General features: G+C 68.6%; 20 protein-coding genes. 14 read left to right on the top strand and 6 right to left on the bottom strand.

From position 1 onward, the window contains the following. Positions 1-7: 7 nt before the first annotated feature. The 8 genes from upp (at position 8) to AVME950_RS17925 (ending at position 6857) form a co-directional block, all read left to right on the top strand. Positions 8-637, top strand: a complete 630-nt coding sequence (upp, locus tag AVME950_RS17960; protein WP_272552393.1) for a uracil phosphoribosyltransferase — start codon at positions 8-10, stop codon at positions 635-637. An 85-nt stretch (positions 638-722) separates the two neighbouring features. Next, positions 723-1733 (top strand): BMP family protein, encoded by a 1011-nt coding sequence (locus AVME950_RS17955; RefSeq protein ID WP_284400379.1) that lies wholly within the window; start codon positions 723-725, stop codon positions 1731-1733. A 33-nt stretch (positions 1734-1766) separates the two neighbouring features. Further along, positions 1767-3419 (top strand): ABC transporter ATP-binding protein, encoded by a 1653-nt coding sequence (locus tag AVME950_RS17950; RefSeq protein ID WP_284430858.1) that lies wholly within the window; start codon positions 1767-1769, stop codon positions 3417-3419. Then, positions 3416-4477 (top strand): ABC transporter permease, encoded by a 1062-nt coding sequence (locus tag AVME950_RS17945; RefSeq protein WP_284406417.1) that lies wholly within the window; start codon positions 3416-3418, stop codon positions 4475-4477. The genes AVME950_RS17950 and AVME950_RS17945 overlap by 4 nt, the downstream gene beginning before the upstream one ends. Before the next feature lie 109 nt (positions 4478-4586). Then, entirely contained in the window at positions 4587-5510 is a 924-nt protein-coding gene (locus AVME950_RS17940) for an ABC transporter permease (RefSeq protein ID WP_284430857.1), read from the top strand. 54 nt (positions 5511-5564) lie between these two features. After that, positions 5565-6179, top strand: a complete 615-nt coding sequence (locus AVME950_RS17935) for a GNAT family N-acetyltransferase (RefSeq protein ID WP_284430856.1) — start codon at positions 5565-5567, stop codon at positions 6177-6179. Between the two features lie 16 nt (positions 6180-6195). Next, positions 6196-6549, top strand: coding sequence for a hypothetical protein (locus AVME950_RS17930; protein ID WP_284430855.1), 354 nt, complete (start codon positions 6196-6198; stop codon positions 6547-6549). Further along, a complete protein-coding gene (locus tag AVME950_RS17925) occupies positions 6534-6857 on the top strand; it encodes a hypothetical protein (protein ID WP_284430854.1) in 324 nt (107 codons plus the stop codon). The genes AVME950_RS17930 and AVME950_RS17925 overlap by 16 nt, the downstream gene beginning before the upstream one ends. A 124-nt stretch (positions 6858-6981) precedes the next feature. Here the strand turns inward: AVME950_RS17925 and AVME950_RS17920 are convergent, their stop codons facing one another. Next, positions 6982-7371 (bottom strand): VOC family protein, encoded by a 390-nt coding sequence (locus AVME950_RS17920; protein WP_284430853.1) that lies wholly within the window; start codon positions 7369-7371, stop codon positions 6982-6984. Between the two features lie 252 nt (positions 7372-7623). Here AVME950_RS17920 and AVME950_RS17915 point away from each other — a divergent pair, with 252 nt between their 5' ends. Continuing rightward, entirely contained in the window at positions 7624-8898 is a 1275-nt protein-coding gene (locus AVME950_RS17915; protein WP_284430852.1) for an amidohydrolase family protein, read from the top strand. A gap of 60 nt (positions 8899-8958) precedes the next feature. On the opposite strand, the gene AVME950_RS17910 is transcribed toward AVME950_RS17915, so the two are convergent. Both AVME950_RS17910 and AVME950_RS17905 read right to left on the bottom strand, forming a co-directional pair. Beyond that, on the bottom strand, positions 8959-11091 hold the full coding sequence (locus AVME950_RS17910) for an NAD(P)-binding protein (protein ID WP_284430851.1): 2133 nt from the start codon (positions 11089-11091) through the stop codon (positions 8959-8961). A 69-nt stretch (positions 11092-11160) separates the two neighbouring features. Next, complete coding sequence (locus tag AVME950_RS17905; protein WP_284430850.1) at positions 11161-12699, bottom strand: winged helix-turn-helix domain-containing protein; 1539 nt, start codon at positions 12697-12699, stop codon at positions 11161-11163. A 145-nt stretch (positions 12700-12844) separates the two neighbouring features. Here AVME950_RS17905 and AVME950_RS17900 point away from each other — a divergent pair, with 145 nt between their 5' ends. Both AVME950_RS17900 and AVME950_RS17895 read left to right on the top strand, forming a co-directional pair. After that, the gene (locus AVME950_RS17900; protein WP_284430849.1) at positions 12845-13378 is read left to right on the top strand and encodes a hypothetical protein; all 534 of its coding nucleotides are present in this window, start codon (positions 12845-12847) and stop codon (positions 13376-13378) included. Positions 13379-13451: 73 nt separating this feature from the next. Continuing rightward, positions 13452-13745, top strand: coding sequence for a hypothetical protein (locus tag AVME950_RS17895; RefSeq protein WP_284430848.1), 294 nt, complete (start codon positions 13452-13454; stop codon positions 13743-13745). A gap of 85 nt (positions 13746-13830) precedes the next feature. On the opposite strand, the gene AVME950_RS17890 is transcribed toward AVME950_RS17895, so the two are convergent. Further along, positions 13831-14544: a YebC/PmpR family DNA-binding transcriptional regulator gene (locus AVME950_RS17890; protein WP_272563794.1), complete on the bottom strand. Its 714-nt coding sequence runs from the start codon at positions 14542-14544 to the stop codon at positions 13831-13833. 269 nt (positions 14545-14813) lie between these two features. Then, the gene (locus AVME950_RS17885) at positions 14814-15218 is read right to left on the bottom strand and encodes a TfoX/Sxy family protein (RefSeq protein WP_284430847.1); all 405 of its coding nucleotides are present in this window, start codon (positions 15216-15218) and stop codon (positions 14814-14816) included. 307 nt (positions 15219-15525) lie between these two features. Between AVME950_RS17885 and adh the strand changes: the two genes are divergently transcribed. The 3 genes from adh (at position 15526) to AVME950_RS17870 (ending at position 18618) form a co-directional block, all read left to right on the top strand. Continuing rightward, complete coding sequence (gene adh, locus AVME950_RS17880) at positions 15526-17046, top strand: aldehyde dehydrogenase (protein ID WP_284430846.1); 1521 nt, start codon at positions 15526-15528, stop codon at positions 17044-17046. Between the two features lie 109 nt (positions 17047-17155). Further along, positions 17156-18190: an alcohol dehydrogenase AdhP gene (adhP, locus tag AVME950_RS17875; protein ID WP_284430845.1), complete on the top strand. Its 1035-nt coding sequence runs from the start codon at positions 17156-17158 to the stop codon at positions 18188-18190. Positions 18191-18195: 5 nt separating this feature from the next. Then, complete coding sequence (locus AVME950_RS17870) at positions 18196-18618, top strand: DUF779 domain-containing protein (RefSeq protein WP_284430844.1); 423 nt, start codon at positions 18196-18198, stop codon at positions 18616-18618. Here the strand turns inward: AVME950_RS17870 and AVME950_RS17865 are convergent. After that, a complete protein-coding gene (locus tag AVME950_RS17865; protein WP_284430843.1) occupies positions 18593-20713 on the bottom strand; it encodes a sigma-54-dependent Fis family transcriptional regulator in 2121 nt (706 codons plus the stop codon). The two genes, AVME950_RS17870 and AVME950_RS17865, sit on opposite strands and share 26 nt — an antisense overlap. Between the last annotated feature and the right edge of the window lie 160 nt (positions 20714-20873).

Below are 20873 nucleotides of genomic sequence, written 5' to 3'. Positions count from 1 at the left end.
CCAGCCCATGAGCAATGTCCACGTCATCACCCATCCCCTGGTCCAGCACAAGCTGACCCTGATGCGCAAGAAGGACGCCAGCACCAACAGCTTTCGCCGCCTGCTCGGCGAACTCAGCACCCTGATGGCCTACGAGGTCACGCGCGACATGCCGCTGCAGGACGTGCAGATCGAAACCCCGCTGGAAACCATGACGGGCCAGGTGATCGACGGCAAGAAGCAGGTGCTCGTGTCCATCCTGCGCGCCGGCAACGGCTTTCTGGACGGCATGCTCAACGTGATCCCGGGCGCCCGCGTGGGCCACATCGGCCTGTACCGCGACCCGCAGACACTGCAGCCGGTCGAGTACTACTTCAAGATGCCGTCCGAAATGGAAGAGCGCGACATCATCGTCGTGGACCCCATGCTCGCCACCGGCAACTCCGCCGCGGCCGCGGTGGACCGCCTGAAGAAACTCAACCCCCGCTCGATCAAGTTCGTCTGCCTGCTGGCCGCACCGGAAGGCGTGGCCACCTTGCAAAAGGCCCACCCCGACGTGCCGATCTACACCGCCGCGATCGACCGCGAACTGAATGACCACGGCTACATCCTGCCCGGGCTGGGCGATGCCGGGGACCGGATCTTCGGGACGAAATGAATCACGGGGTGAATGACTGGCGCGCATTTTGCATGCGCTGCTGGCTTCCTGCATCGACCTCTTTTCCCCTGCAAAAGGACGCTCCATGACCTCTCGCCGCCTCTTCACCGGCCGCCTGTTCTGCACCTCCCTGGCCATCTCCGCCACCCTGGGCCTGGCGCCCACGCTGGCCTTCGCCCAGGCCAAGCTGAAGGTGGCGGCGATCTACACGGTGCCCTATGAACAGCAATGGGTGAGCCGCATCCACAAGGCGCTCAAGGCGGCGGAAACGCGTGGCGAGATCGAATACAAGAGCAGCGAGAACGTGGCCAATGCCGATTACGAGCGCGTGATGCGCGAGTACGCCACCGGGGGCAACCAGCTGATCTTCGGCGAGGTGTTCGGCGTGGAGGCCGCCGCGCGCAAGGTGGCCAAGGACTTTCCCAAGACAGCCTTCGTGATGGGTTCCTCCGGCAAGCCGCAGGCGCCCAATTTCAGCGTGTTCGACAACTACATCCAGGAGCCGGCCTACCTGTCCGGCATGGTGGCGGGCGGCATGACCCGCACGAACAAGATCGGCATGGTGGGCGGCTTTCCGATTCCAGAGGTCAACCGCCTGATGCACGCCTTCATGGCCGGCGCGAAGGAGGTGAACCCGAAGGCCGAGTTCACCATCACCTTCATCAACAGCTGGTTCGACCCGCCGAAGGCCAAGGAGGCGACCTTCGCCATGATCGACAAGGGCGCCGACGTGCTGTATGCCGAGCGTTTCGGCGTGTCCGACGCCGCCAAGGAAAAGGGCAAGCTGGCCATCGGCAATGTGATCAACACGCAGGCCCAGTACCCGGACACGGTGGTGGCCTCGGCGCTGTGGCACATGGAGCCCAGCGTGGACCGCGCGATCGCGCTGGTCAAGGAAGGCAAGTTCGCCGCCGAGGACTACGGCCCCTATTCGATGATGAAGCACAAGGGCTCCGAACTCGCGCCGCTGGGCACGTTCGAGAAGAAGGTGCCGGCCGAGGTCGTGGCCAAAGTGAAGGCCAGGGAGGCCGACATCCTGGCGGGCAAGTTCACCGTGAAGGTGGACGACAGCCAGCCCAAGTCCACGGCCAAGTGATGCGCGCGCGCTGCGCCGGGCGGAGCACGCCGCGTGGGTGAGCCCGCCGCCTGCCCGCCGTCCGCCGAGGCCGGGCCGCCCGTGCTGCGCCTTCGCGGCATCACCAAGCGGTTCGGCCCGCTGGTCGCCAACGATGGCATCGACCTGACCCTCGCCCGGGGCGAGGTGCTGGCGCTGCTGGGCGAAAACGGCGCGGGCAAGTCCACGCTGATGTCGATCCTCTTCGGCCACTACCGGGCCGACGCCGGGCACATCGAGGTCTTCGGCCAGCCGCTGCCGCCGGGCCAGCCCCGCGCGTCGCTGGCGGCCGGCATCGGCATGGTGCACCAGCACTTCACGCTGGCCGACAACCTGAGCGTGCTCGATAACGTGATGCTGGGCAGCGAGCCGCTGTGGCAGCCGTTCTCGCGCCGGGCCGCGGCCCGCGCGCGGCTGCTGGACGTCTCGGCCCGGTTCGGCCTGCCGGTGGTGCCCGATGCCCGTGTGGGCAGCCTTTCGGTGGGCGAGCGGCAGCGCGTGGAAATCCTGAAAGCGCTGTACCGCGGCGCCCGCATCCTGATCCTGGACGAGCCCACCGCGGTGCTCACGCCGCAGGAGAGCGAGGCGCTGTTTCACACCCTGGCCCAGATGGTGGCGCAGGGCCTGTCGATCGTGTTCATCAGCCACAAGCTGGGCGAGGTGCTGCGCGTGTCGCACCGCATCGCCGTGCTGCGGCAGGGCCGGCTCGTGGCCGAGGCGCCCGCGCGGGGCACCACGCAGGGCCAGCTCGCGCAGTGGATGGTGGGCCATGCGGTGGAGATGGCGGCGCGCAGCCCGGCCCGCGCGGTGGGTGCGCCGGTGTGCACCCTGGACGACGTGCGGACGCAGGCGTCGGCGCGGTCGGCGCACGACGCGCTGCGGGGCGTGAGCCTCACGCTGCATGCGGGCGAGATCGTGGCCATCGCGGGCGTGTCGGGCAATGGCCAGGTGGCGCTGGCCGATGTGCTGTGCGGCGTGCGCGCCCCCACGGGCGGCACCGCCACGCTGCTGGGCGCGCCTTTGACCGCCCGGCCCACCCGGCTGGTGGCGCAAGGCGTGGCCCGCATTCCCGAAGACCGCCATGCCGTGGGCGTGGTGGGCGATCTGCCGGTGTGGGAGAACGCGGTGTCAGAGCGCCTGTCCAGCCGCTGGTTCTCGCGCGGCGCGTTTGCAGGCTTCTGGATACGGCGCGGCGTGGCGCGCCAGCATGCCCGACGCGTGGCCGAGACGTTCGACGTGCGCGGCGGCGGGCTGGACGCGCCGGCGCGGTCGCTGTCGGGCGGCAACATGCAAAAACTCATCCTGGGCCGGGCCCTGCTGCCGCCGGGCGACGGAACGCAGCCGGCCCCCCGCCTGATCGTGGCGCACCAGCCCACCTGGGGCCTGGACATCGGCGCGGTCACGTTCGTGCAGCGGCAACTGGTGGCGGCGCGCGATGCCGGCGCGGCCGTGCTGCTGATCTCCGACGACCTGGACGAGGTGCTGGCGCTGGGCGACCGCGTGGCGGTGATGCACGCCGGGCACCTGAGCGAAGCCCGCCCCGCTGAGGGCTGGACGCGCGAGGCCATCGGCCTGGCCATGGCCGGAGCAGACCCCGGCGGGGCCCGCGGCAGCGCCGACGCCACACCGGCCACCGTGGCGCCCGCGGCTGAAAGCGACACCCCATGAGACTGGAAAAACGCGAGCGCACTTCGGCGCTGGCCTATGTGGCGGCCCCGGTCGGCGCGGTGGCCTTCACCCTGCTGGTGAGCGCCCTGCTGGTGCTGTGGGCCGGCGCCCCCGTGGGGCGCACCTACGCGCTGCTGGCGCAGGGCGCGTTCGGCTCGGTGTTCGCGCTGACCGAGACCTTGACGCGCGCCACGCCGCTCATCCTGACGGGGCTGTCCGCGGCCGTGGCGTTCCGCGCGCGGCTCTTCAACATCGGCGCGGAGGGCCAGCTGTATGCCGGCGCGATCGCGGCGGTGGCGGTGGGCGGCATGCATGGCGGCACCGGCCTGCAATGGCCCGTGCCGGTGCTGTTTCCGCTCATGATGCTGGCCGCCGCGCTGGCCGGGGCCGCCCTGCTGCTGGGGCCGGCGCTGATGAAGGCGCGGCTCGGCGTCGACGAGGTGGTGACCACGCTGCTGCTGAACTTCGTGATGCTGCTGCTGGTGTCCGCTCTGCTCGACGGTCCGATGAAAGACCCCCTCGCCCTCGGCTGGCCGCAAAGCGTGGCGCTGCAAGGCGAGCTGGAACTGTCGCGCCTGGTGCCGCAGACGCGGCTGCACACCGGCCTGCTGTGGGCCGTGGGGCTGGCCGTGCTGCTGTGGGCGCTGCTCACGCGCACGGTGCCGGGTTTCGAGATCCGCGCGGCGGGGGCCAATGCCCGCGCGGCGGCGTTCGCCGGCGTGCCGATCACGCGCACGGTGGTGCTGGTGGCCCTGCTCTCGGGCGGCCTGGCAGGGCTGGCAGGCGCCATCGAGGTGGCGGGCCGCACCAGCTACGTGACGCTGGACATGTCGCCAGGCTATGGCTACAGCGGTATCGTGATCGCCATGCTGGCGGGCCTGCACCCGCTGGGCGTGGTGGCCGCGGGCGTCTTCGTGGCGGGGGTGCTCGTGGGGGCGGACAGCATGAGCCGCGCGGTGGGCGTTCCCACCTACATCGCCGACGTGATCGTGGCGGCCTCACTGATCGCGGTGCTGGTGGCGGGGCTGCTCGCGCAGTACCGGGTGCGCTGGAAGTGATGCGGGAGCATGCCATGACCGATTTCAAGCCGAATCGCCCCCATGCCCTAGTCAAAATTGCCCTCAATGCTATTAAAAAAATAGCAAATACCCAAAAGGCGCCGCCCGCATGACCGAGCTGATGGACATCCTGGCCAACCCGGCGTTCTGGATCGCCACGCTGCGGGTGGCCACGCCGCTCGTCCTGGGCACGCTGGGCGTGCTGCTGTGCGAGCGCGCAGGCGTTTTGAACCTGGGCATCGAGGGGATCATGGTCGCGGGCGCCTTCACGGGCTGGCTAACAGTGTATGCCGGCCATGGCCTGTGGACCGGCGTGCTGGTGGCCGCGCTCACCGGGGCGGCCTTCGGGCTGCTGCACGCCTGGCTGACCGTGGGGCTCGCGCTGTCGCAGCACGTGTCGGGGCTGGGCATCACGCTGTTGGCCACCTCGCTCAGCTACTACGGCTACCGCGTGGGCTTTCCGAAGGTGACCACGCCCCCCACGATCGAGCCGTTCGCGCCTATGGCCTGGCTGGGCATTCCCATCCTGTCGGCCCAGACGCCGCTCACGCTGCTGGCCCTGCTGCTGGTGCCGCTGCTGGCCTGGGTGCTGCTGCGCACCCCGCTCGGGCTGGCCGTGCGCATGGTGGGCGAGAACCCCCAGGCGGCCGAGGGCCAGGGCATTCCGGTGGCGGCCACGCGCACCGCTTCGGTGGTGGCGGGCTCCGCGCTGATGGGGGTGGCGGGGGCGTTTCTCACGTTGTCGGCGTTCAATGCGTTCTTCTTCAACATGGTGAATGGGCGCGGCTGGATCTGCGTGGCGCTGGTGGTGTTCGCCTCGTGGCGGCCCGGCAAGGCGCTGCTGGGCGCGCTGCTGTTCGCCTTTTTCGATGCGCTGCAGTTGCGGCTGCAGCAGGCGGGCGATGCGTGGCTGCCGTATCAGGTGTACCTGATGCTGCCCTACCTGCTGTCGATCCTGGCGCTGGTGCTGGTGGCCCGCAAGGCGGCGTATCCACAGGCGCTGATGAAGCCCTACCGCAAGGGCGAGCGGTAGCGAACCTTGGGCGACCGGACCTTGGCCCCCTCTCCTCTCCCATAACATCGGCGCATGCCGACGCCCCAGCCCCCGGACACCTTCGTCCCCATCGCCCCGGAGTCCCTGGCCACGCCGCGGCTGCGCCTTCGGCCCTGGACCGCCGCCGACCGCGCGCCCTTCGCCGCGATGAATGCCGACCCGGCGGTAATGGCGCACTTTTCCGCGCCGCTGGCCCGCGACGCCAGCGATGCCATGGCCGACCGGATCGAGGCGCTGATCGCGCAGCGCGGCTGGGGTTTCTGGGCCGCGGATTGCCTGCAGGGCGACAGCGGCCCGCGCTTCATGGGCTTTGTGGGCCTGCACACGCCCTCGGCCGAACTGCCCTTCGCGCCGTGCGTGGAGATCGGCTGGCGGCTCGCCCGGCCCTTCTGGGGCCAGGGCCTGGCCAGCGAGGCGGCGCGCCTGGCGCTGCGGGCAGGCTTCGAAGACTTGGGCCTGGCGGAGATCGTGTCATTCACCACCCTGGGCAACCAGCGCTCGCGCGCGGTGATGCAGCGCCTGGGCATGCGCGAAAGCCCCACCGAAGCGTTCGACCACCCGGCCGTGCCGGTGGGCCACCCGGTGCGGCCGCATTGCCTGTACCGGCTCGCCCGCACCAACTGGCACGCCGGCACGCATGGCGGCTGAAAGGCCCCGGCCTCCCATGGAACACCCCCTGCTGCCCGCCTGCCCCACCGCGGTGTGGCTGCCGCCCACGGTGCTGGAACGCTGGCAGCACCAGGGCACCGAAGCCGGCGTGACCTGCGTGCTGCCCGACGGGTGCCGCGACCTCATCGTGCAGATCGACGCCCACGGTGCCGTGCACTGGATGGTGTCGCATTTGCCGCAGCAGGCCTACGGCGTGCCCGCCCGCGCCGGCGAGGACTGGCTGGGCTTTTGGCTGCATCCCGGCGTGGGGGTGGATGCCGACGCGCTGCTGCAGTCGGTGCAGGCCATCGACCTGACCCGCGATCCGGCCGAGACCGCCGCCCGCGTGCACGCGTGCACGCGGCTCTAGCCGACTTCACGCGGTGCGACACGCGCGTGCAGGAGGCACTGGCCGCCCTCGCGCAGTCCCCGACCGTGGGGGCCGCCGCGCGGGCGCTGGGCGTGTCGGAACGCACGCTGGAGCGGCTGATGCGCACCGCGACCGGCGAGCCCCCACGCTACTGGCGCGCCCTCGCGCGGGTGCGCCGAGCGGCCCAGGCCCTGGCGGGCGATGGTGCCCGCCCCTGGCCGCCATCGCGGCGGACCATGGCTACGCCGACCAGGCGCATTTCGGCCGCGAATGCCGGCACTGGCTGGGACAGACGCCCGCCCGGCTGAGGGCATCGAAGGACCTGCTGGCTTCCGTGCAGTCCAGCGGCTACGGCTGAACGCTGCCTTGCCATCGGCCACATCGAACCAGCCGCGTGGAACGGCGCAGCGCCGCCCAAGCGCCGCTCCCCCGTCAGTTGCCCGCGCCCATCGGCGTGCACAGCTCCACCAGAAAGCCGTTGCAGTCGTGCACATAGGCCACCGTCTGGCCCCAGGGCATGGACTCTGGGGCCTGCACCAGGGTGGCGCCAGCCTGGATCGCGCGGTCCACGGCTGCGGCGACATCGGCCGTGGTGAAAGCGATCTCACACTGGGGCGCGCCCGCCACCGCCCGCTGCGGGTTCTTGCCCAGCTGGGCCATCAGCTGGAGCGACGAGAACGCCAGCGCGGTGGCGCCGGTGTCCATCTCGCCGAAGTCCCCCGCCTCGTGCACGAAGCGGCGCGAAAGACCGAACGCGGCCTCGTAGAAAGCGACGGTGCCGGGCACGTCCTCGACGTAAAGAATGGTGTAGCCGAACTGCATGGGGTCTCCTTCAGCAAAAGACAGGGTGGATCGAACGTGCCCGCAGCATAGGCGGCCTTTCCGCGCGGTCTGGAAGAAATCCGACATGGGCCGTTGTCCCGGCCGGCGCACCCGGTCCGGCCATCGGACTGCGCAACGGCACCCCCCGCGGCCTACACTGGCAGGCCCGGTGGCGCCGCGGGCAAGCCTTTTGCATGCCGGCCTGCACCGCTTCCGCCAGCCCCCTCACACCCTTGCCCGGCCCCACACACCATGCTCGACCTGCTCATCCACAACGCCACCCTGCCCGATGGCCGCACGAACGTTTCCGTGGCCGTGCAGGACGGGCGCATTGCCGAAGTGACCGAGGGCCTGCAGGCCCCGGCGCACGAGACCGTCGATGCGGGCGGCCTGCTGCTGAGCCCGCCGTTCGTCGATGCGCACTTCCACATGGACTCGACCTTGAGCTACGGCCAGCCCCGCGTGAACGAGAGCGGCACGCTGCTGGAGGGCATCGCGCTGTGGGGCGAACTGAAGCCCCAGCTGACGCACGAGGCCATCGTGGAGCGGGCGATGCACTACTGCGACTGGGCCGTGGCGCGCGGCCTGCTGGCCATCCGCTCGCACGTGGACACCAGCGACCCGCGGCTGCTGCCCGTGCACGCGCTGCTGGACGTGAAGCGCCGCGTGGCGCCCTACCTCGACCTGCAGCTGGTCGCCTTCCCGCAGGACGGCGTGCTGCGCGCCGCGGGCGGCCTGGACAACCTCCAGCGCGCGCTGGACCTGGGCGTGGACGTGGTGGGCGGCATTCCCCATTTCGAACGCACCATGGCGCAGGGAGCGGAAAGCGTGCGCATCCTGTGCGAGCTGGCCGCCGATCGGGGCAAGCGGGTGGACATGCACTGCGACGAGACCGACGACCCGCTCTCGCGCCACGTCGAAACGCTGGCTTTCGAAACCCAGCGCCTGGGCCTGCACGGCCGGGTGACGGGCTCGCACCTCACCTCCATGCACAGCATGGACAACTACTACGTGAGCAAGCTCATCCCCCTGATGGCCGAGGCGCAGCTGGGGGTGGTGGCCAACCCGCTCATCAACATCACCCTCCAGGGCCGCCACGACACCTACCCCAAGCGCCGCGGCATGACCCGCGTGCCCGAGTTGATGGCCGCGGGCCTGACGGTGGCCTTCGGCCACGATTGCGTGATGGACCCGTGGTACGGGGGCGGCAGCGGCGACATGCTGGAGGCCGCCCACATGGGCCTGCACGTGGGGCAGATGACCGGCCAGCAAGCCATGCGCCAGTGCTTCGAGGCAGTGACCACGAACCCGGCCCTGCTGCTGGGCCTGGAGGGCTATGGCCTGCAGGCCGGCTGCCATGCCGACTTCGTGCTGCTGCATGCGCGCGATCCGGCCGAGGCGATCCGGCTGCGCGCCACGCGCCTGGGGGTGTGGCGGCGAGGCCGGCGGGTGGCGGGCAGCCCGGCGCCCGTGGCGGCGCTGCATCTGCCCGGCCGGCCCGGCCACGCGGACTTCCTGCGCGGCTGACCGGCCCACGGGCTGCGCCGCCGCAGCCCGGTTTCCCGCTGGCCCTGTCGCCTTATTGCCTTATTCAGCGGCGGCGGGCGCCGCAGGCGGTGCGCACGGGGCGTCGGCCGAGACCGGATAGCCCACGATGTCCGTCAGCGCTGGATACCCGCTGATGGCGTGCGACGCCAGCCGGCCGCCCATGGTCGCGCCCTCGGCGCTGCCCACGTTCAGCCCGGTGTAGATCCAGTCGCCCGCCAGCACGAGGTTGCTGAAGCCCGACTCCCACGCCTTGAGCCGCGCGGCGGTGCTGCCCGGCGGGCTGATCACGTAGCGCTCGGACGGGTCGATGTTGGCGCGCCAGAACTGCTGGTCGAAGCGCTGCACGCCCAGCCCGGTGTTGGCCGGGTCGTGGTCCTGCAGCAGGCTGAAATCCATGCCCGTCGGGTCGCCCGGCGGCGAGACCACGTTGGTCGTGGATTTCGGCAGCAGCGGTCCCATGCACACCTGCAGGTACTGGATGCACTGGGCCTTCACCCTGGCGTCGGCCCGTGCGGGGTAGCCGGTGTCGGTCAGGGGCGGCGGCGGCTCGTAGTCGGCCATGGCGCCCGAGAAGTACCACAGCGATTTGGGCATCTGGCTGGCCGGCCACGACTCCCACTGCAGCAGGTGGGTGAAGTCCACCTGCCCATCCAGCGGGTTCATGTAGGTGGCGCCGATCACCGTGTCGGTGGGGTTCTTGAGGGGAATGTCCCAGCCCAGATCGGTGGTGCTGCGGTTCAGCCAGACCTGCATGGTCTGCGTCTGCACGGTGGGCACCTTCTCGACCATCGCGCGCCATTCGGGACGCGCGGCCAGCAGCTCCTTGCACAGGTAGGGCACGGCACCCACCGCGATGGCCAGCACCACCTGATCGAAGTCTTCGCCGGCCTTCAGGGTCTTCTGGCCCACGTTCTTCCAGGGCGTCCAGTACGACTCCAGGTCGATGTCCTGCTCGCGCAGCGCATCGCCTTCCACCAACTGGTCGTAGCAGGGGCCGGACGGCCACGCTGGCAGGCCTTCGATCGGCACGAGCGGTTCGTAGGGCGCATCCGGCTTCACCAGGGTGGCCTGCACGCCCATCTGCACGGCAGCCACCGACTGGCCGTCCGCCGACAGCGCGAGGTTTTCGACCTTGTGGAAGAACTCGAACTGCACGCCGCGCTGGCGCAGCACCAGGTACAGCGGCGCGATCACCGTCTCGCCCGTGCCCGCCGCGAACAGCCAGGCGAATGCACCCATGTACGCATAGCTGCGCAGCGACCAATGCAGGTAGGCGCCTGCCGCCATGCTGGCGGTGCGGGCCGTATCGCCCTGCGGGTACTGGTAGGACAGGTTGACCGTGTTGAGCGCGAGCGGGGACGACACCGTCATCACCGAAGCGCCGTGGCGCGCCAGCCAGTCGCTGAAATTCTCGTTGTCGATCACATCGAAGCCGCGCTCGATGATGCGGTCGGCCAGCACGCCGCGCACGATGGCCATCAGGTATTCGAGCAGGATGTACAGGCGCCGCAGGTCGTCGTTCTCGTCGATCAGACCTTTGAGCCGCGCGTGCAGCCAGTCCCACACCTCGTCAAGCACGGGGTGGCTGGTGCCCAGCTCGGCGTTCTCGTCGAGGATCGCGGTCTGCAGGCGTTCCAGGATGTCCTGGCCGGCGCGCAGCTCCAGCTTGTGGATCTCGCTCAGGCCGGGCGTGGCTTCGGGGTCGATCAGGCCCTGGGTCGTCTCGATCAGCCCGCCGATCCACTGGCGGATGGTCTGCAGGGACGAAGCATCGTCCGGAGTCAGCGAATTGGTCGGCACGGTCATGGGCCAGCGCTTGAAGCCGCCGTTCTCGAATTCCCACATCAGCACGAAGCTCTCGGGAATGAAAGCCTGCTCGAACGTGGCCAGCTTGGCATCCGCCGGGCGGCCCAGGGCCTTGTAGCAGTCGGCCATGATCGGCAGCGCGTTGTAGTAGCTGCCCAGGAACCCGTGGATGCCGTGCTCCTCGATGCGGTTGTTGGGCCCCCGCTTGGTGGCGCACTTGCCGCCGAGCCGCCAGCCCATCTGGTACACCGTGATGGCGTATTTTTCCTGCCAGCCGGGCTGGCTGGTCAGCTCGTAGGCCGCCGTCAGGGCGGCGAGGCCACCCCCCAGGATGGCGATTTTCTGGGGTGCATTCGCTTCAGACATACCGTTTCCCTCTCTCTTTTGGATTGCCGATGGTTGGGTTTCTCATGGACTGCCGGTGGGAGGCGCGCCTCACTCGCTCCAGCCCGCCTGCCGCAGGCAGTCGGTGTAATGGTTCAGGTGCGCTTCGTCCACGAAGGGGTGGCCGGCCTTCAACGCCTGCAGGGAGTACGGGCCGAACTTCTGGGCCTGCCGCAGGGTCTGCTGTCCGTCCTCCGGGCGGCCGGACGCGACCTGGCACGCGGCCAGCAGGTAGTGGTTGAAGAACCAGTCCGGACGCTTGGACAGCGCCTGCAGGGCGAAGCCCAGCGCGGCCTGGTAATCGCCCTCGATGAAGCTCGCCAGCGCCCGTGTGCGGATCCACAGGCTCAGGTGGGGATCGAGCGGGCTGGCCTCGCAGGCCTGCAATGCGTAGCTCGCGGCCTCCTGCGTGCGCCCGCAAAACGCCAGCAGGCGCCCCAGTTCGCCCGCCGCGGCGGCGAACTGCGGATAGATCGACAGGGCATGCTCCTGCTCGGAAATCGCCTGCGGAAAATTGCGCGAGAACGAAAGCACCGTGCCCAGCGTGAAATGGGCGAAGGCGTCGGTGTCGTCGTGGCTCACCGCCTGCAGGGCATGGCGGTTGGCTTCGGCGATGTCCATGCGGGCGGATTCGGACCAGCCGGCCCACACCCGCGACATCAGGATGAATGCCAGCAGGGCCAGGGCCGGGGGATCGTCGGGCTTGGTGTCCAGCGCCTTTTGCGCAAAGTACTCCGCCTTCTCCATGTGGTCGCGCGTGGAGCGCCAGAAATGCCAGCGCGCGCGCATCAGCAGTTCCCAATGCTCGCGGTCGCGGGGCGTGGTCTGGCTGCTGACCCATTCCTCGCGCCGCAGGTACACCGGCTCGATGGCGCTCACGATGGCCGCCGATATCTCGTCCTGCACCTGAAAGAGGTCATCCACCGGCCGGTCGAAGCTCTGCGCCCAGATGGTTTCGTTGCGCGGCCCGTCGATCAGCTCCGCGGTCACGCGCAACCGGTTGCCGTTGAACCGGATCAGGCCTGACACGAGGTAGCGCACCCCCAGCTCCTGGCTGATGGTGCCGTTGGGCGGCAGCGGATGCCGGTAGCTCACCGAGGAGCTGCGGGCGATCACGTACAGCCAGCGCGAGCGGGACAGGCGGTTGATGATGTCCTCGGCCATGCCGTCGGCCAGATAGCCGTCATCGGCGAGGCCGCCCGCCACACCGAACGGCAGCACCGCCACCGAGCGGGAGGCACTGGACACCATGGCGACCGGCAGCGGCTCAGGCACCTGGGTGCCACTGGCCACCGGCGCGACACGCGCGACGAACCGGTAGCCCTGCCCCGGGATGGTCATGATCAGGTCGGAGCCCAGCAGCTTGCGCAGCGAGGACACATGCACCTGCAGGTTGTTTTCCTCCACCACCATGCCCGGCCAGACGAGATTGAACAGCTCCGATTTGGTCACCAGCGCGCCGGCTTTGTGGACCAGGGCGCACAGCACATCGAAAGCGCGGGCTCCCAGCAGGACAGGCTTACCGTGGGCCAGCAACTGGCGCTCGTGGACCCTCAGCGTGAAGTGGGAAAACGTGAATTCAGTGGTCATGGCCCGCAAGTTCTTGTCGCCTCTAACAACCCAGCCTCCCCGGCGGGTCTCTCACTCTACACCAAGATTGTTTCAGAACGCTTCAGGTTTTCCAAGGCCGCGTTAAGGGCAATAAAAGGGGTCGAAGAACAAAATCCGCCCACTCATGAATCGCAACCGAGGGGGATTTTTAAGCGGCGTCAAAAACGCCATTAAAAAAATAATCGAGGGGCGTCATGAGAAAGCAACCGGCCACGCAATCTTGCTGAAGCCGGTATTTTGTTCAGAGAAAACAAACCCTCTAGGAAACATAATGTCCGATTGTAATTGCAACCAAAACAACGCCCAAGACGAATCGACCCACGTGCCGAACTTCACGGCTGTGGGTTTCGCCGAGGGCAGCAGCCACGCACCTGCACTGCGCAGCAACGCTGCCGGCGCTCCCAACCTGGAAGGCGTGGAAGCGCTGAAACTGTCCGTCTGCGTGGGCGCCAGCTACAACCCGACCACCAACCAGATCTGCTTCTCGGTGCCCATCTACGGCAATCTCTGCATTACCTCTCCGATCCACATTCCCGTCGGTGGCCAACTGAAGGCATGCGCGCAGACTTGCGGCTCTTTCATTCCCACGGGCCTGAAAGTCACCATTTACCTCAACGGCAATCCCATTTACAGCGGCACGGTGGTGGGCCGCTGCTGATTTGCCACCAAGGGAGGGGCCGAATCAAAAATCAAATCAATTCGGCCATTTTTCATTACGCAGGAGAAAAACCATGGCTTCATGCAGCCCTTTCAATGTGAACTTCACGGGCAGTGCCCAGGACCTGTTCGTCAAGATCGCCGCCCTCATTCACCAGAATGGCGGCGTCATCTCGGGCGGTCCCGCGGGTGGCAGCTTTTCGGTGGGCACGCCACTGGGCACGGTGGCTGGCACGTTTTCAGTGAACGGCCAGACCTGCACCGTGACGATCACCCAGCGGCCGTTCTTCCTGCCCTGCAGCACCATCCAGTCGTTCGTGCAGTCGCACATTCCGACCGTGGTGCAGTCCAACATCCTGGACTTCTGAAGCGTCTCCTGGCGCATTGAAAAAGCCGCCCCGACCTCACGGCCGGGGCGGCTTTCTTTTGGAAAGGCAGGCGTGCCGGAGGCGCTCAGCCCGCCAGCGCCACGAACACGTTCTGCACGTCGTCGTTGCCGTCGATGGCGGCCAGGAACGATTCGACCTCTTCCAGTTGCTCCGCGCTGAGATTGGCCGGGTTCACCGGGTTCTTGGGCCGGTAGCCCAGCTTGGCCGACAGCACCGTGAACCCCTGCGCCGGCAGCGCGCGGCACACCAGGTCCAGATCAGTGGGATCGGTCCAGAACGTGGTGTTGCCCTCTTCCTCGCCGGGCTCGAAATCCTGGGCGCCCGCCTCGATGGCGGCCATTTCGGGGTCCGCATCGGCAGACGCCGGCTCGGCCTCGATGATGCCCACATGGTGAAAGTCCCAGGCCACGGAGCCGGACGTGCCGAGTTGGCCCTTGCGAAAAAGCACGCGCATTTCCGGCGCCGTGCGGTTCACGTTGTCGGTGAGGCACTCCACCATCACCGCCACCTGGTGCGGGGCGAAGCCTTCATAGATCACGCGCTCGTAATTGACCGCATCGCCGGACAGGCCCGCACCCTTTTTGATGGCGCGCTCGAGGGTGTCCTTGGGCATGGACACCTTGCGAGCCTGCTCCACCACCAGGCGCAGCCGCGCATTGCCCGCCGGATCGGCGCCACCGCGCGCCGCGACCATGATTTCCTTGACCAGCTTGCCGAACAGCTTGCCTTTGGCATCCGCGACCTGTGCCTTGCCCTTTGCTTTCCACTGCGCGCCCATCGTGACGATTCCTTGGTTTGCGGCGCTCCAGGCGTCCCGCGTCGTTGATTGATTGATCGATTGGTTGGATGGGCCGGGCGACGGCATGGAAGGAATGGCCTCCGCGCCCGCAGGCGCTGCACGGGCGCCCGACCCGGAGGGCATCGGTTATACACCCGCGGCCCCGCGCCGCCACGGTTGCCGCCACCCTTGAGGCGAAAAAGAGCCCATGCCGGGGTTTTGATTGCCCTGGTAGCTATCAAATCAATAGCACCGAACGGCGCGGTGGCTCACCGCCCCTTTTTGTCCACCGAACCACCCGGCCTGCGGCTGGCCGCCGGCCCCGGCCGGGAAGCCGACCGCAGGGCGGCCTCCCAGGCCCGGCTGGCCCACTCCACCGCTTCGGCCGGGTCTTCGTACATTTCCGCCGGGGCCTGCCGGTACGACAGCGCCACCGGGCGGCCATGGCGCTCGTAGACGAAAGGCTGCAGGCCACGGGCGTCGAACACCGGCGCGGTGAGCGCGTCGGCCTTGAGGTACAGCGCATCGTTCACCACCAGCGCCAGCATGCGGCCTTCGTGGAAGACGCCCCAGCCGCCGAACATGCGCCGCAACCGGACGGAGCCCCAAGGCGCGAAGACCCCGGGCAGTTCCTGGGCGAAGGCACTCACGGGAGCGGAAGGCGGCTTTTTCATCGGGGTGGCGTGCGGAGTTCGGATGGGGAACCCGTCCATTGTGCGGGTCCGGCGTTGTTCCACATCGACCCGCCAAGTGTTCCGCAACGGAACACCCGTTGCGCCACGGGGCACTCCAGCGCTCGATGCGGCCTTGAAGCGATCAAAGAGAAATCGACCACCACCGCTTGATCTGCTTGGTTTCCCTGCTATTCATTTTGAAGGTTGGCCTGCCCTGACCCAGCTGGCACGTGCATTGCGCCAACACAGAGGCCCGCGCCACCCCGGTGGCGTGGAACACCCCAACCGACCACAGGAGACATGCACCATGAACATGGCAGAAATCGCCAGCCTCGGCATCGCCAACCCTTACAAGAAGCAGTACGGCAACTACATCGGCGGGCAGTGGGTGCCGCCCATCGACGGCCAGTATTTCGAGAACACCTCTCCCATCAACGGCCAGGTGTTCACCTCCATCCCCCGCTCCAACGACAAGGACATCAACGCTGCACTGGATGCCGCCCACAAGGCCAAGGTTGCCTGGGGCAAGACCTCTACCACCGACCGGGCGAACGCCCTGCTGAAGATCGCCGACCGCATGGAAGCCAACCTGCTCACCATCGCGGTGGCCGAGACGCTGGACAACGGCAAGCCGCTGCGCGAGACCATGGCCGCCGACATTCCCCTGGCCATCGACCACTTCCGCTACTTCGCCGGCTGCATCCGCGCGCAGGAAGGCGGCATCAGCGAGATCGACCACGAAACCATGGCCTACCACTTCCACGAGCCGCTGGGCGTGGTGGGGCAGATCATTCCGTGGAACTTCCCGATTCTCATGGCGGTATGGAAGCTCGCACCGGCCCTGGCCGCCGGCAACTGCGTGGTGCTCAAGCCCGCCGAGCAGACGCCCGCCTCCATCCTCGTGCTGCTGGAACTGGTGGGCGACCTGCTGCCGCCCGGCGTGGTCAACGTGGTGAACGGGTTCGGCCTGGAAGCCGGCAAGCCGCTGGCCAGCAGTCCGCGCATCGCAAAAATAGCTTTCACGGGCGAGACCACCACGGGCCGGCTCATCATGCAGTACGCCAGCCAGAACATCATTCCCGTGACGCTGGAGCTGGGCGGCAAGAGCCCCAACGTGTTCTTCGAAGACGTGATGGCGGCCGACGATGGCTTCTTCGACAAGGCGCTGGAAGGCTTTGCGATGTTCGCGCTCAACCAGGGCGAGGTCTGCACCTGCCCCAGCCGCGCGCTGGTGCAGGAATCGATCTACGACCAGTTCATGGAACGCGCCCTGAAGCGCGTGGCGGCCATCAAGCAGGGCCACCCGCTGGACAAGGCCACCATGATCGGCGCGCAGGCCTCGCAGGAGCAGCTCGAAAAGATCCTCTCGTACCTGGACCTGGGCAAGCAGGAGGGCGCGCAGTGCCTGATCGGCGGCGAGCGCAACCACCTGGACGGCGACCTGGCCGGCGGCTACTACGTCAAGCCCACGGTGTTCAAGGGCCACAACAAGATGCGCATCTTCCAGGAGGAGATCTTCGGCCCCGTGCTGTCGGTGACCACCTTCAAGACCGAGGAAGAGGCGCTGGAGATCGCCAACGACACGCTCTACGGCCTGGGCGCCGGCGTGTGGAGCCGCGACGGCGCACGCGCCTTCCGCATGGGCAAGGGCATCCAGGCCGGGCGCGTGTGGACCAACTGCTACCACCAGTACCCCGCGCACGCGGCCTTCGGCGGCTACAAGCAGTCGGGCATCGGCCGCGAGAACCACAAGATGATGCTGGACCACTACCAGCAGACCAAGAACCTGCTGGTGAGCTACTCGCAGGCGCCGCTGGGCTTCTTCTGATCGCTTGATCTGCATCAGCCCAGCCACCGGGTGTCGGGCCTACCGTGAAGGCCCGACACCCCGTTGAACCCGCTGCACATCCGCTGCAGACGAAAGGATTTCCCCACCCATGACCGCCAAGACCATGAAGGCCGCTGTCGTTCGCACATTCGGCCAGCCGCTCACCATCGAGGAAGTGCCCGTGCCCACGCCTTCGGACGACCAGATCCTCGTGAAGATCAAGGCCTCCGGCGTGTGCCACACCGACCTGCACGCCGCCGAAGGCGACTGGCCCGTCAAGCCGAACCCGCCGTTCATCCCGGGCCATGAAGGCGTGGGCTTCGTGGCCGGCGTCGGCAAGAACGTCAAGCACGTGAAGGAAGGCGACCGCGTGGGCGTGCCCTGGCTGCACTCGGCGTGCGGCTACTGCACGCATTGCATGGGCGGCTGGGAGACGCTGTGCGAATCGCAGAGCAACACCGGCTATTCGGTCAACGGGGGCTTTGCCGACTACGCCCTGGCCGACCCGAACTTCGTGGGCCACCTGCCCAAGGACATCGGCTTCGTGGACATCGCGCCGGTGCTGTGCGCCGGCGTCACGGTGTACAAGGGCCTCAAGGTGACCGACACCAAGCCCGGCGACTGGGTCGTCATCTCGGGCATCGGCGGCCTGGGCCACATGGCCGTGCAGTACGCCAAGGCCATGGGCCTGAACGTGGCCGCCGTGGACGTGGAAGACGACAAGCTCGACCTCGCCAGGCAGCTGGGGGCGAGCGTGACGGTGAACGCCAAGACCACCGACCCCGCCGCCTACCTGCAAAAGGAGATCGGCGGCGCCCACGGTGCGCTGGTGACCGCCGTGTCGCCCAAGGCCTTCGAGCAGGCCCTGGGCATGGTGCGGCGCGGCGGCACGGTGGCGCTCAACGGCCTGCCGCCCGGCAACTTCCCCCTGCCGATCTTCGACATGGTGCTGCGCGGCGTGACGGTGCGCGGCTCCATCGTGGGCACGCGGCTCGACCTGCAGGAGTCGCTCGATTTCGCCGCGCGCGGCCAGGTGAAGGCCACCGTGGCCACGGAGAAGCTCGAGAACATCAACGACCTGTTCGACCGCATGCGCCAGGGGCAGATCCAGGGGCGCATCGTGCTGGACATGGCAACGGCCTGATCCCCATGAACACGCCGGCCGCCCCCTCCACACCGGTACCCGCCCCGGAGACCGGGCCCGTGGGCCGCGTCTCGGCCACGCCGGCGGCCGTCGCGCTCATCGAGCGCCTGGTCGCGCAGCACGGCCCGCTCATGTTCCACCAGTCGGGGGGGTGCTGCGACGGCAGCGCGCCGATGTGCTTCGCGCTGGGGGAGTTTCTGCTGGGCGATTCGGACGTGCTGCTGGGCGAGATCGCGGGCACACCCTTCTACATGAGCCGCTCGCAGTTCGCCTACTGGGAGCACACGCACCTCATCATCGATGCGGTGCCCGGCAACGGCGGCATGTTCTCGCTGGAACGGCCCACGGGCCTGCGTTTCCTCACCCGGTCGCGGCTGTACAGCGACGCGGAATGGGTGGCCGTCAGCGCGCTCGGGCCGCCGGCTTGAAAGGCTCGGGCCCACCTGCGGCCTGCGCCGCCTTGAGGTGACGGTACACGGTGTTGCGCGACACGCCCAGCGCACGCGCCGCGGCCGATACATTGCCGCCGTGGGCCGTCAGCGCCTGCGCCAGGGCAGCAGCGGTGGTATCGCCCAGGCGCGGCACGGCAACGGGGCTGTGTGCCAACGCATGCTCGCCCGGCAAGGCCCGGGCCAGGGCCGGGGCAGGCCCTCCTGCATTGCCTGCTGTGCCGCTGGCATGCGCCAGCAGCAGGTCGCAATCCTCCAGGAAGTCCTCGGGCAGATGCGCCCGCTGGATCACCCCGGCGTCGCCCCGTGCCATCAGCGCCGCGGTGCGCAGCACGCTGCTCAACTGGCGCAGGTTGCCCGGCCAGGCATGCGCGGCGAACAGCGCCATGGCCTCGGGCGCGACGCGCGGCACCGCGCTGGCGGGGGCGTCGGCCTGCGCACGCAGGATGCGCTCGACGATCACGGCCAGATCGGTGCGCTCACGCAGCGCGGGCAGCCGCACGACGAGCCCGTTCAGCCGGTAGTAGAGGTCATCGCGGAAGGTGCCCTGCGCCATCATCTCGCGCAGGTTGCGGTGCGTGGCGCAGACCACGGCCACGTCCACCGGCACCTGCCGCACCCCACCCAGCGGCGAAACGCTGCGCTCCTGCAGCACGCGCAGCAGCCGGGCCTGCATCGACAGCGGCATGTCGCCGATCTCGTCGAGGAACAGCGTGCCGCCATGGGCCTGCACGATCTTGCCGGGATGGCCCTTGCGCCGTGCGCCGGTGAAGGCGCCTTCGTCGTAGCCGAACAACTCGGACTCGATCAGCGTCTCGGGAATCGACGCGCAGTTGACCGCCACGAAAGGGCCGCCCTGCCGCGGCCCGTCCTGGTGGATGGCGCGGGCCAGCAGTTCCTTGCCCGTGCCGGTCTCGCCCAGGATCAGCGTGGACACGTCGCTGCCCAGCAGCCGCGTGACCCGGTCGATCACCTGGGCGAGCTGGGCATCGCCCGTGTCCAGGTAGCGCAGGCTGGACAGCCGGGCCGGCTTCGCCGGTCGCGGCCGGGCGGGCGGCGCGCCTGGCGCATCGCCCTCCCCTGGCTGGATCGCCGGTGGCGCCCCGGCCCCGTCGGACCGATCAGACCGATCGGGCCCGTTGCCCGGGTCGACCCAGGGCAGCAGCGTGCCCGAGCGTGGCCGAAACTCCACCATCGCCTGCACCGCCACGCCGCCGGGCAGCTGCAGGCGCAGCGGCTCCGGAACAGCCTGGCGGGCATGCGCGAGCAGCGCCGCCATGGGCATGCCGAACAGCGAAGAGAACGTGTGCGCCTGCAACGCATTGGCCGACATGCCCAGCTGGAACTGCCCGCTGCGGTTGGCGGCGAGGAACCGCCCGTCCGGCGTGAACGCGGCCAACCCCTCCACCAGCGTGCCGAGGAATTCCGTCCGCGCATGGAAGCGCAGCCGAACGGCGTCTTCGAACACCTTGCCGAACAGGTGGTTCTCCACCATCTTGGCCGACATGCGCACCAGCGCCATGGTGTGGGCGCTCTGGCTGCGGTGGTCGCCGCTCACGTCGAGCGCGCCGATCACATGCCCGTGCGGGTCGAGGATGGGCGCGCAGGAACAGGTCAGGAAATGGTTGGCCTGTAGAAAGTGCTCATTGCCGTTGACCTGCAGCGCCTCGCCCAGCGCCAGGGCCGTGCCGATGGCATTCGTGCCCTTGCTGCGCTCGGACCACGCCGCGCCGGGGCGCAGGGCGACTCGGCTCGCCCGGTCCAGGAACTCGTCGTCGCCCAGGGCGTGCAGCACCACGCCCTGCGCATCGGTCAGCAGCACCATGCTCTGGGTGCCGGCGATCTGGGCCGACAGCGTTTCCATCACGGGGCGGGCGTGGGCGAACAGCGCTTCGTTGCGGGCCACCATCCAGGCCAGGGCTTCGGCATCCAGGGGCCGCAGGTCCGCCGACTCGTGCCGCCGCAGGCCGAAGGCGGTGGAGCGCTCGTGCGCCTGCGTGATCCGCTGCGCCGCCGAAGCGGCCACTTCGCCCGGCGTCGGGCCGGGCGCACCGAGGGATGCGTTCGTCTCCATGCTGTCTCCTTGGGGCTCTGTCATCGCCCGGCGCTGCATGGCGCCAGGGTGTTGCTTGGGCGACTGGCACCTTACACCAATGGCACGGCCGGGGTGTATCCAAAGCCCTGGCGGTGTCCTCGGTTCACTTTGGCGCCACATCCCGAGCGCTGCCACCTCG

Source organism: Acidovorax sp. SUPP950 (assembly GCF_030158935.1).
Classification (GTDB): Bacteria; Pseudomonadota; Gammaproteobacteria; order Burkholderiales; family Burkholderiaceae_C; genus Paracidovorax.
Note: the sequence above shows the minus strand (reverse complement) of the source record. Positions and strands in the feature narration are given on the sequence as shown.

Excerpts from the sequence above, each read along its gene's own strand:
- upp (WP_272552393.1), top strand. The coding sequence starts at position 8 with ATGAGCAATGTCCACGTCATCACCCATCCCCTGGTCCAGCACAAGCTG.
- AVME950_RS17955 (WP_284400379.1), top strand. The coding sequence starts at position 723 with ATGACCTCTCGCCGCCTCTTCACCGGCCGCCTGTTCTGCACCTCCCTG.
- AVME950_RS17945 (WP_284406417.1), top strand. The coding sequence starts at position 3,416 with ATGAGACTGGAAAAACGCGAGCGCACTTCGGCGCTGGCCTATGTGGCG.
- AVME950_RS17940 (WP_284430857.1), top strand. The coding sequence starts at position 4,587 with ATGACCGAGCTGATGGACATCCTGGCCAACCCGGCGTTCTGGATCGCC.
- AVME950_RS17935 (WP_284430856.1), top strand. The coding sequence starts at position 5,565 with ATGCCGACGCCCCAGCCCCCGGACACCTTCGTCCCCATCGCCCCGGAG.
- AVME950_RS17930 (WP_284430855.1), top strand. The coding sequence starts at position 6,196 with ATGGAACACCCCCTGCTGCCCGCCTGCCCCACCGCGGTGTGGCTGCCG.
- AVME950_RS17920 (WP_284430853.1), bottom strand. The coding sequence starts at position 7,371 with ATGCAGTTCGGCTACACCATTCTTTACGTCGAGGACGTGCCCGGCACC.
- AVME950_RS17915 (WP_284430852.1), top strand. The coding sequence starts at position 7,624 with ATGCTCGACCTGCTCATCCACAACGCCACCCTGCCCGATGGCCGCACG.
- AVME950_RS17910 (WP_284430851.1), bottom strand. The coding sequence starts at position 11,091 with ATGTCTGAAGCGAATGCACCCCAGAAAATCGCCATCCTGGGGGGTGGC.
- AVME950_RS17905 (WP_284430850.1), bottom strand. The coding sequence starts at position 12,699 with ATGACCACTGAATTCACGTTTTCCCACTTCACGCTGAGGGTCCACGAG.
- AVME950_RS17900 (WP_284430849.1), top strand. The coding sequence starts at position 12,845 with ATGAATCGCAACCGAGGGGGATTTTTAAGCGGCGTCAAAAACGCCATT.
- AVME950_RS17895 (WP_284430848.1), top strand. The coding sequence starts at position 13,452 with ATGGCTTCATGCAGCCCTTTCAATGTGAACTTCACGGGCAGTGCCCAG.
- AVME950_RS17890 (WP_272563794.1), bottom strand. The coding sequence starts at position 14,544 with ATGGGCGCGCAGTGGAAAGCAAAGGGCAAGGCACAGGTCGCGGATGCC.
- AVME950_RS17885 (WP_284430847.1), bottom strand. The coding sequence starts at position 15,218 with ATGAAAAAGCCGCCTTCCGCTCCCGTGAGTGCCTTCGCCCAGGAACTG.
- adh (WP_284430846.1), top strand. The coding sequence starts at position 15,526 with ATGAACATGGCAGAAATCGCCAGCCTCGGCATCGCCAACCCTTACAAG.
- adhP (WP_284430845.1), top strand. The coding sequence starts at position 17,156 with ATGACCGCCAAGACCATGAAGGCCGCTGTCGTTCGCACATTCGGCCAG.
- AVME950_RS17870 (WP_284430844.1), top strand. The coding sequence starts at position 18,196 with ATGAACACGCCGGCCGCCCCCTCCACACCGGTACCCGCCCCGGAGACC.
- AVME950_RS17865 (WP_284430843.1), bottom strand. The coding sequence starts at position 20,713 with ATGGAGACGAACGCATCCCTCGGTGCGCCCGGCCCGACGCCGGGCGAA.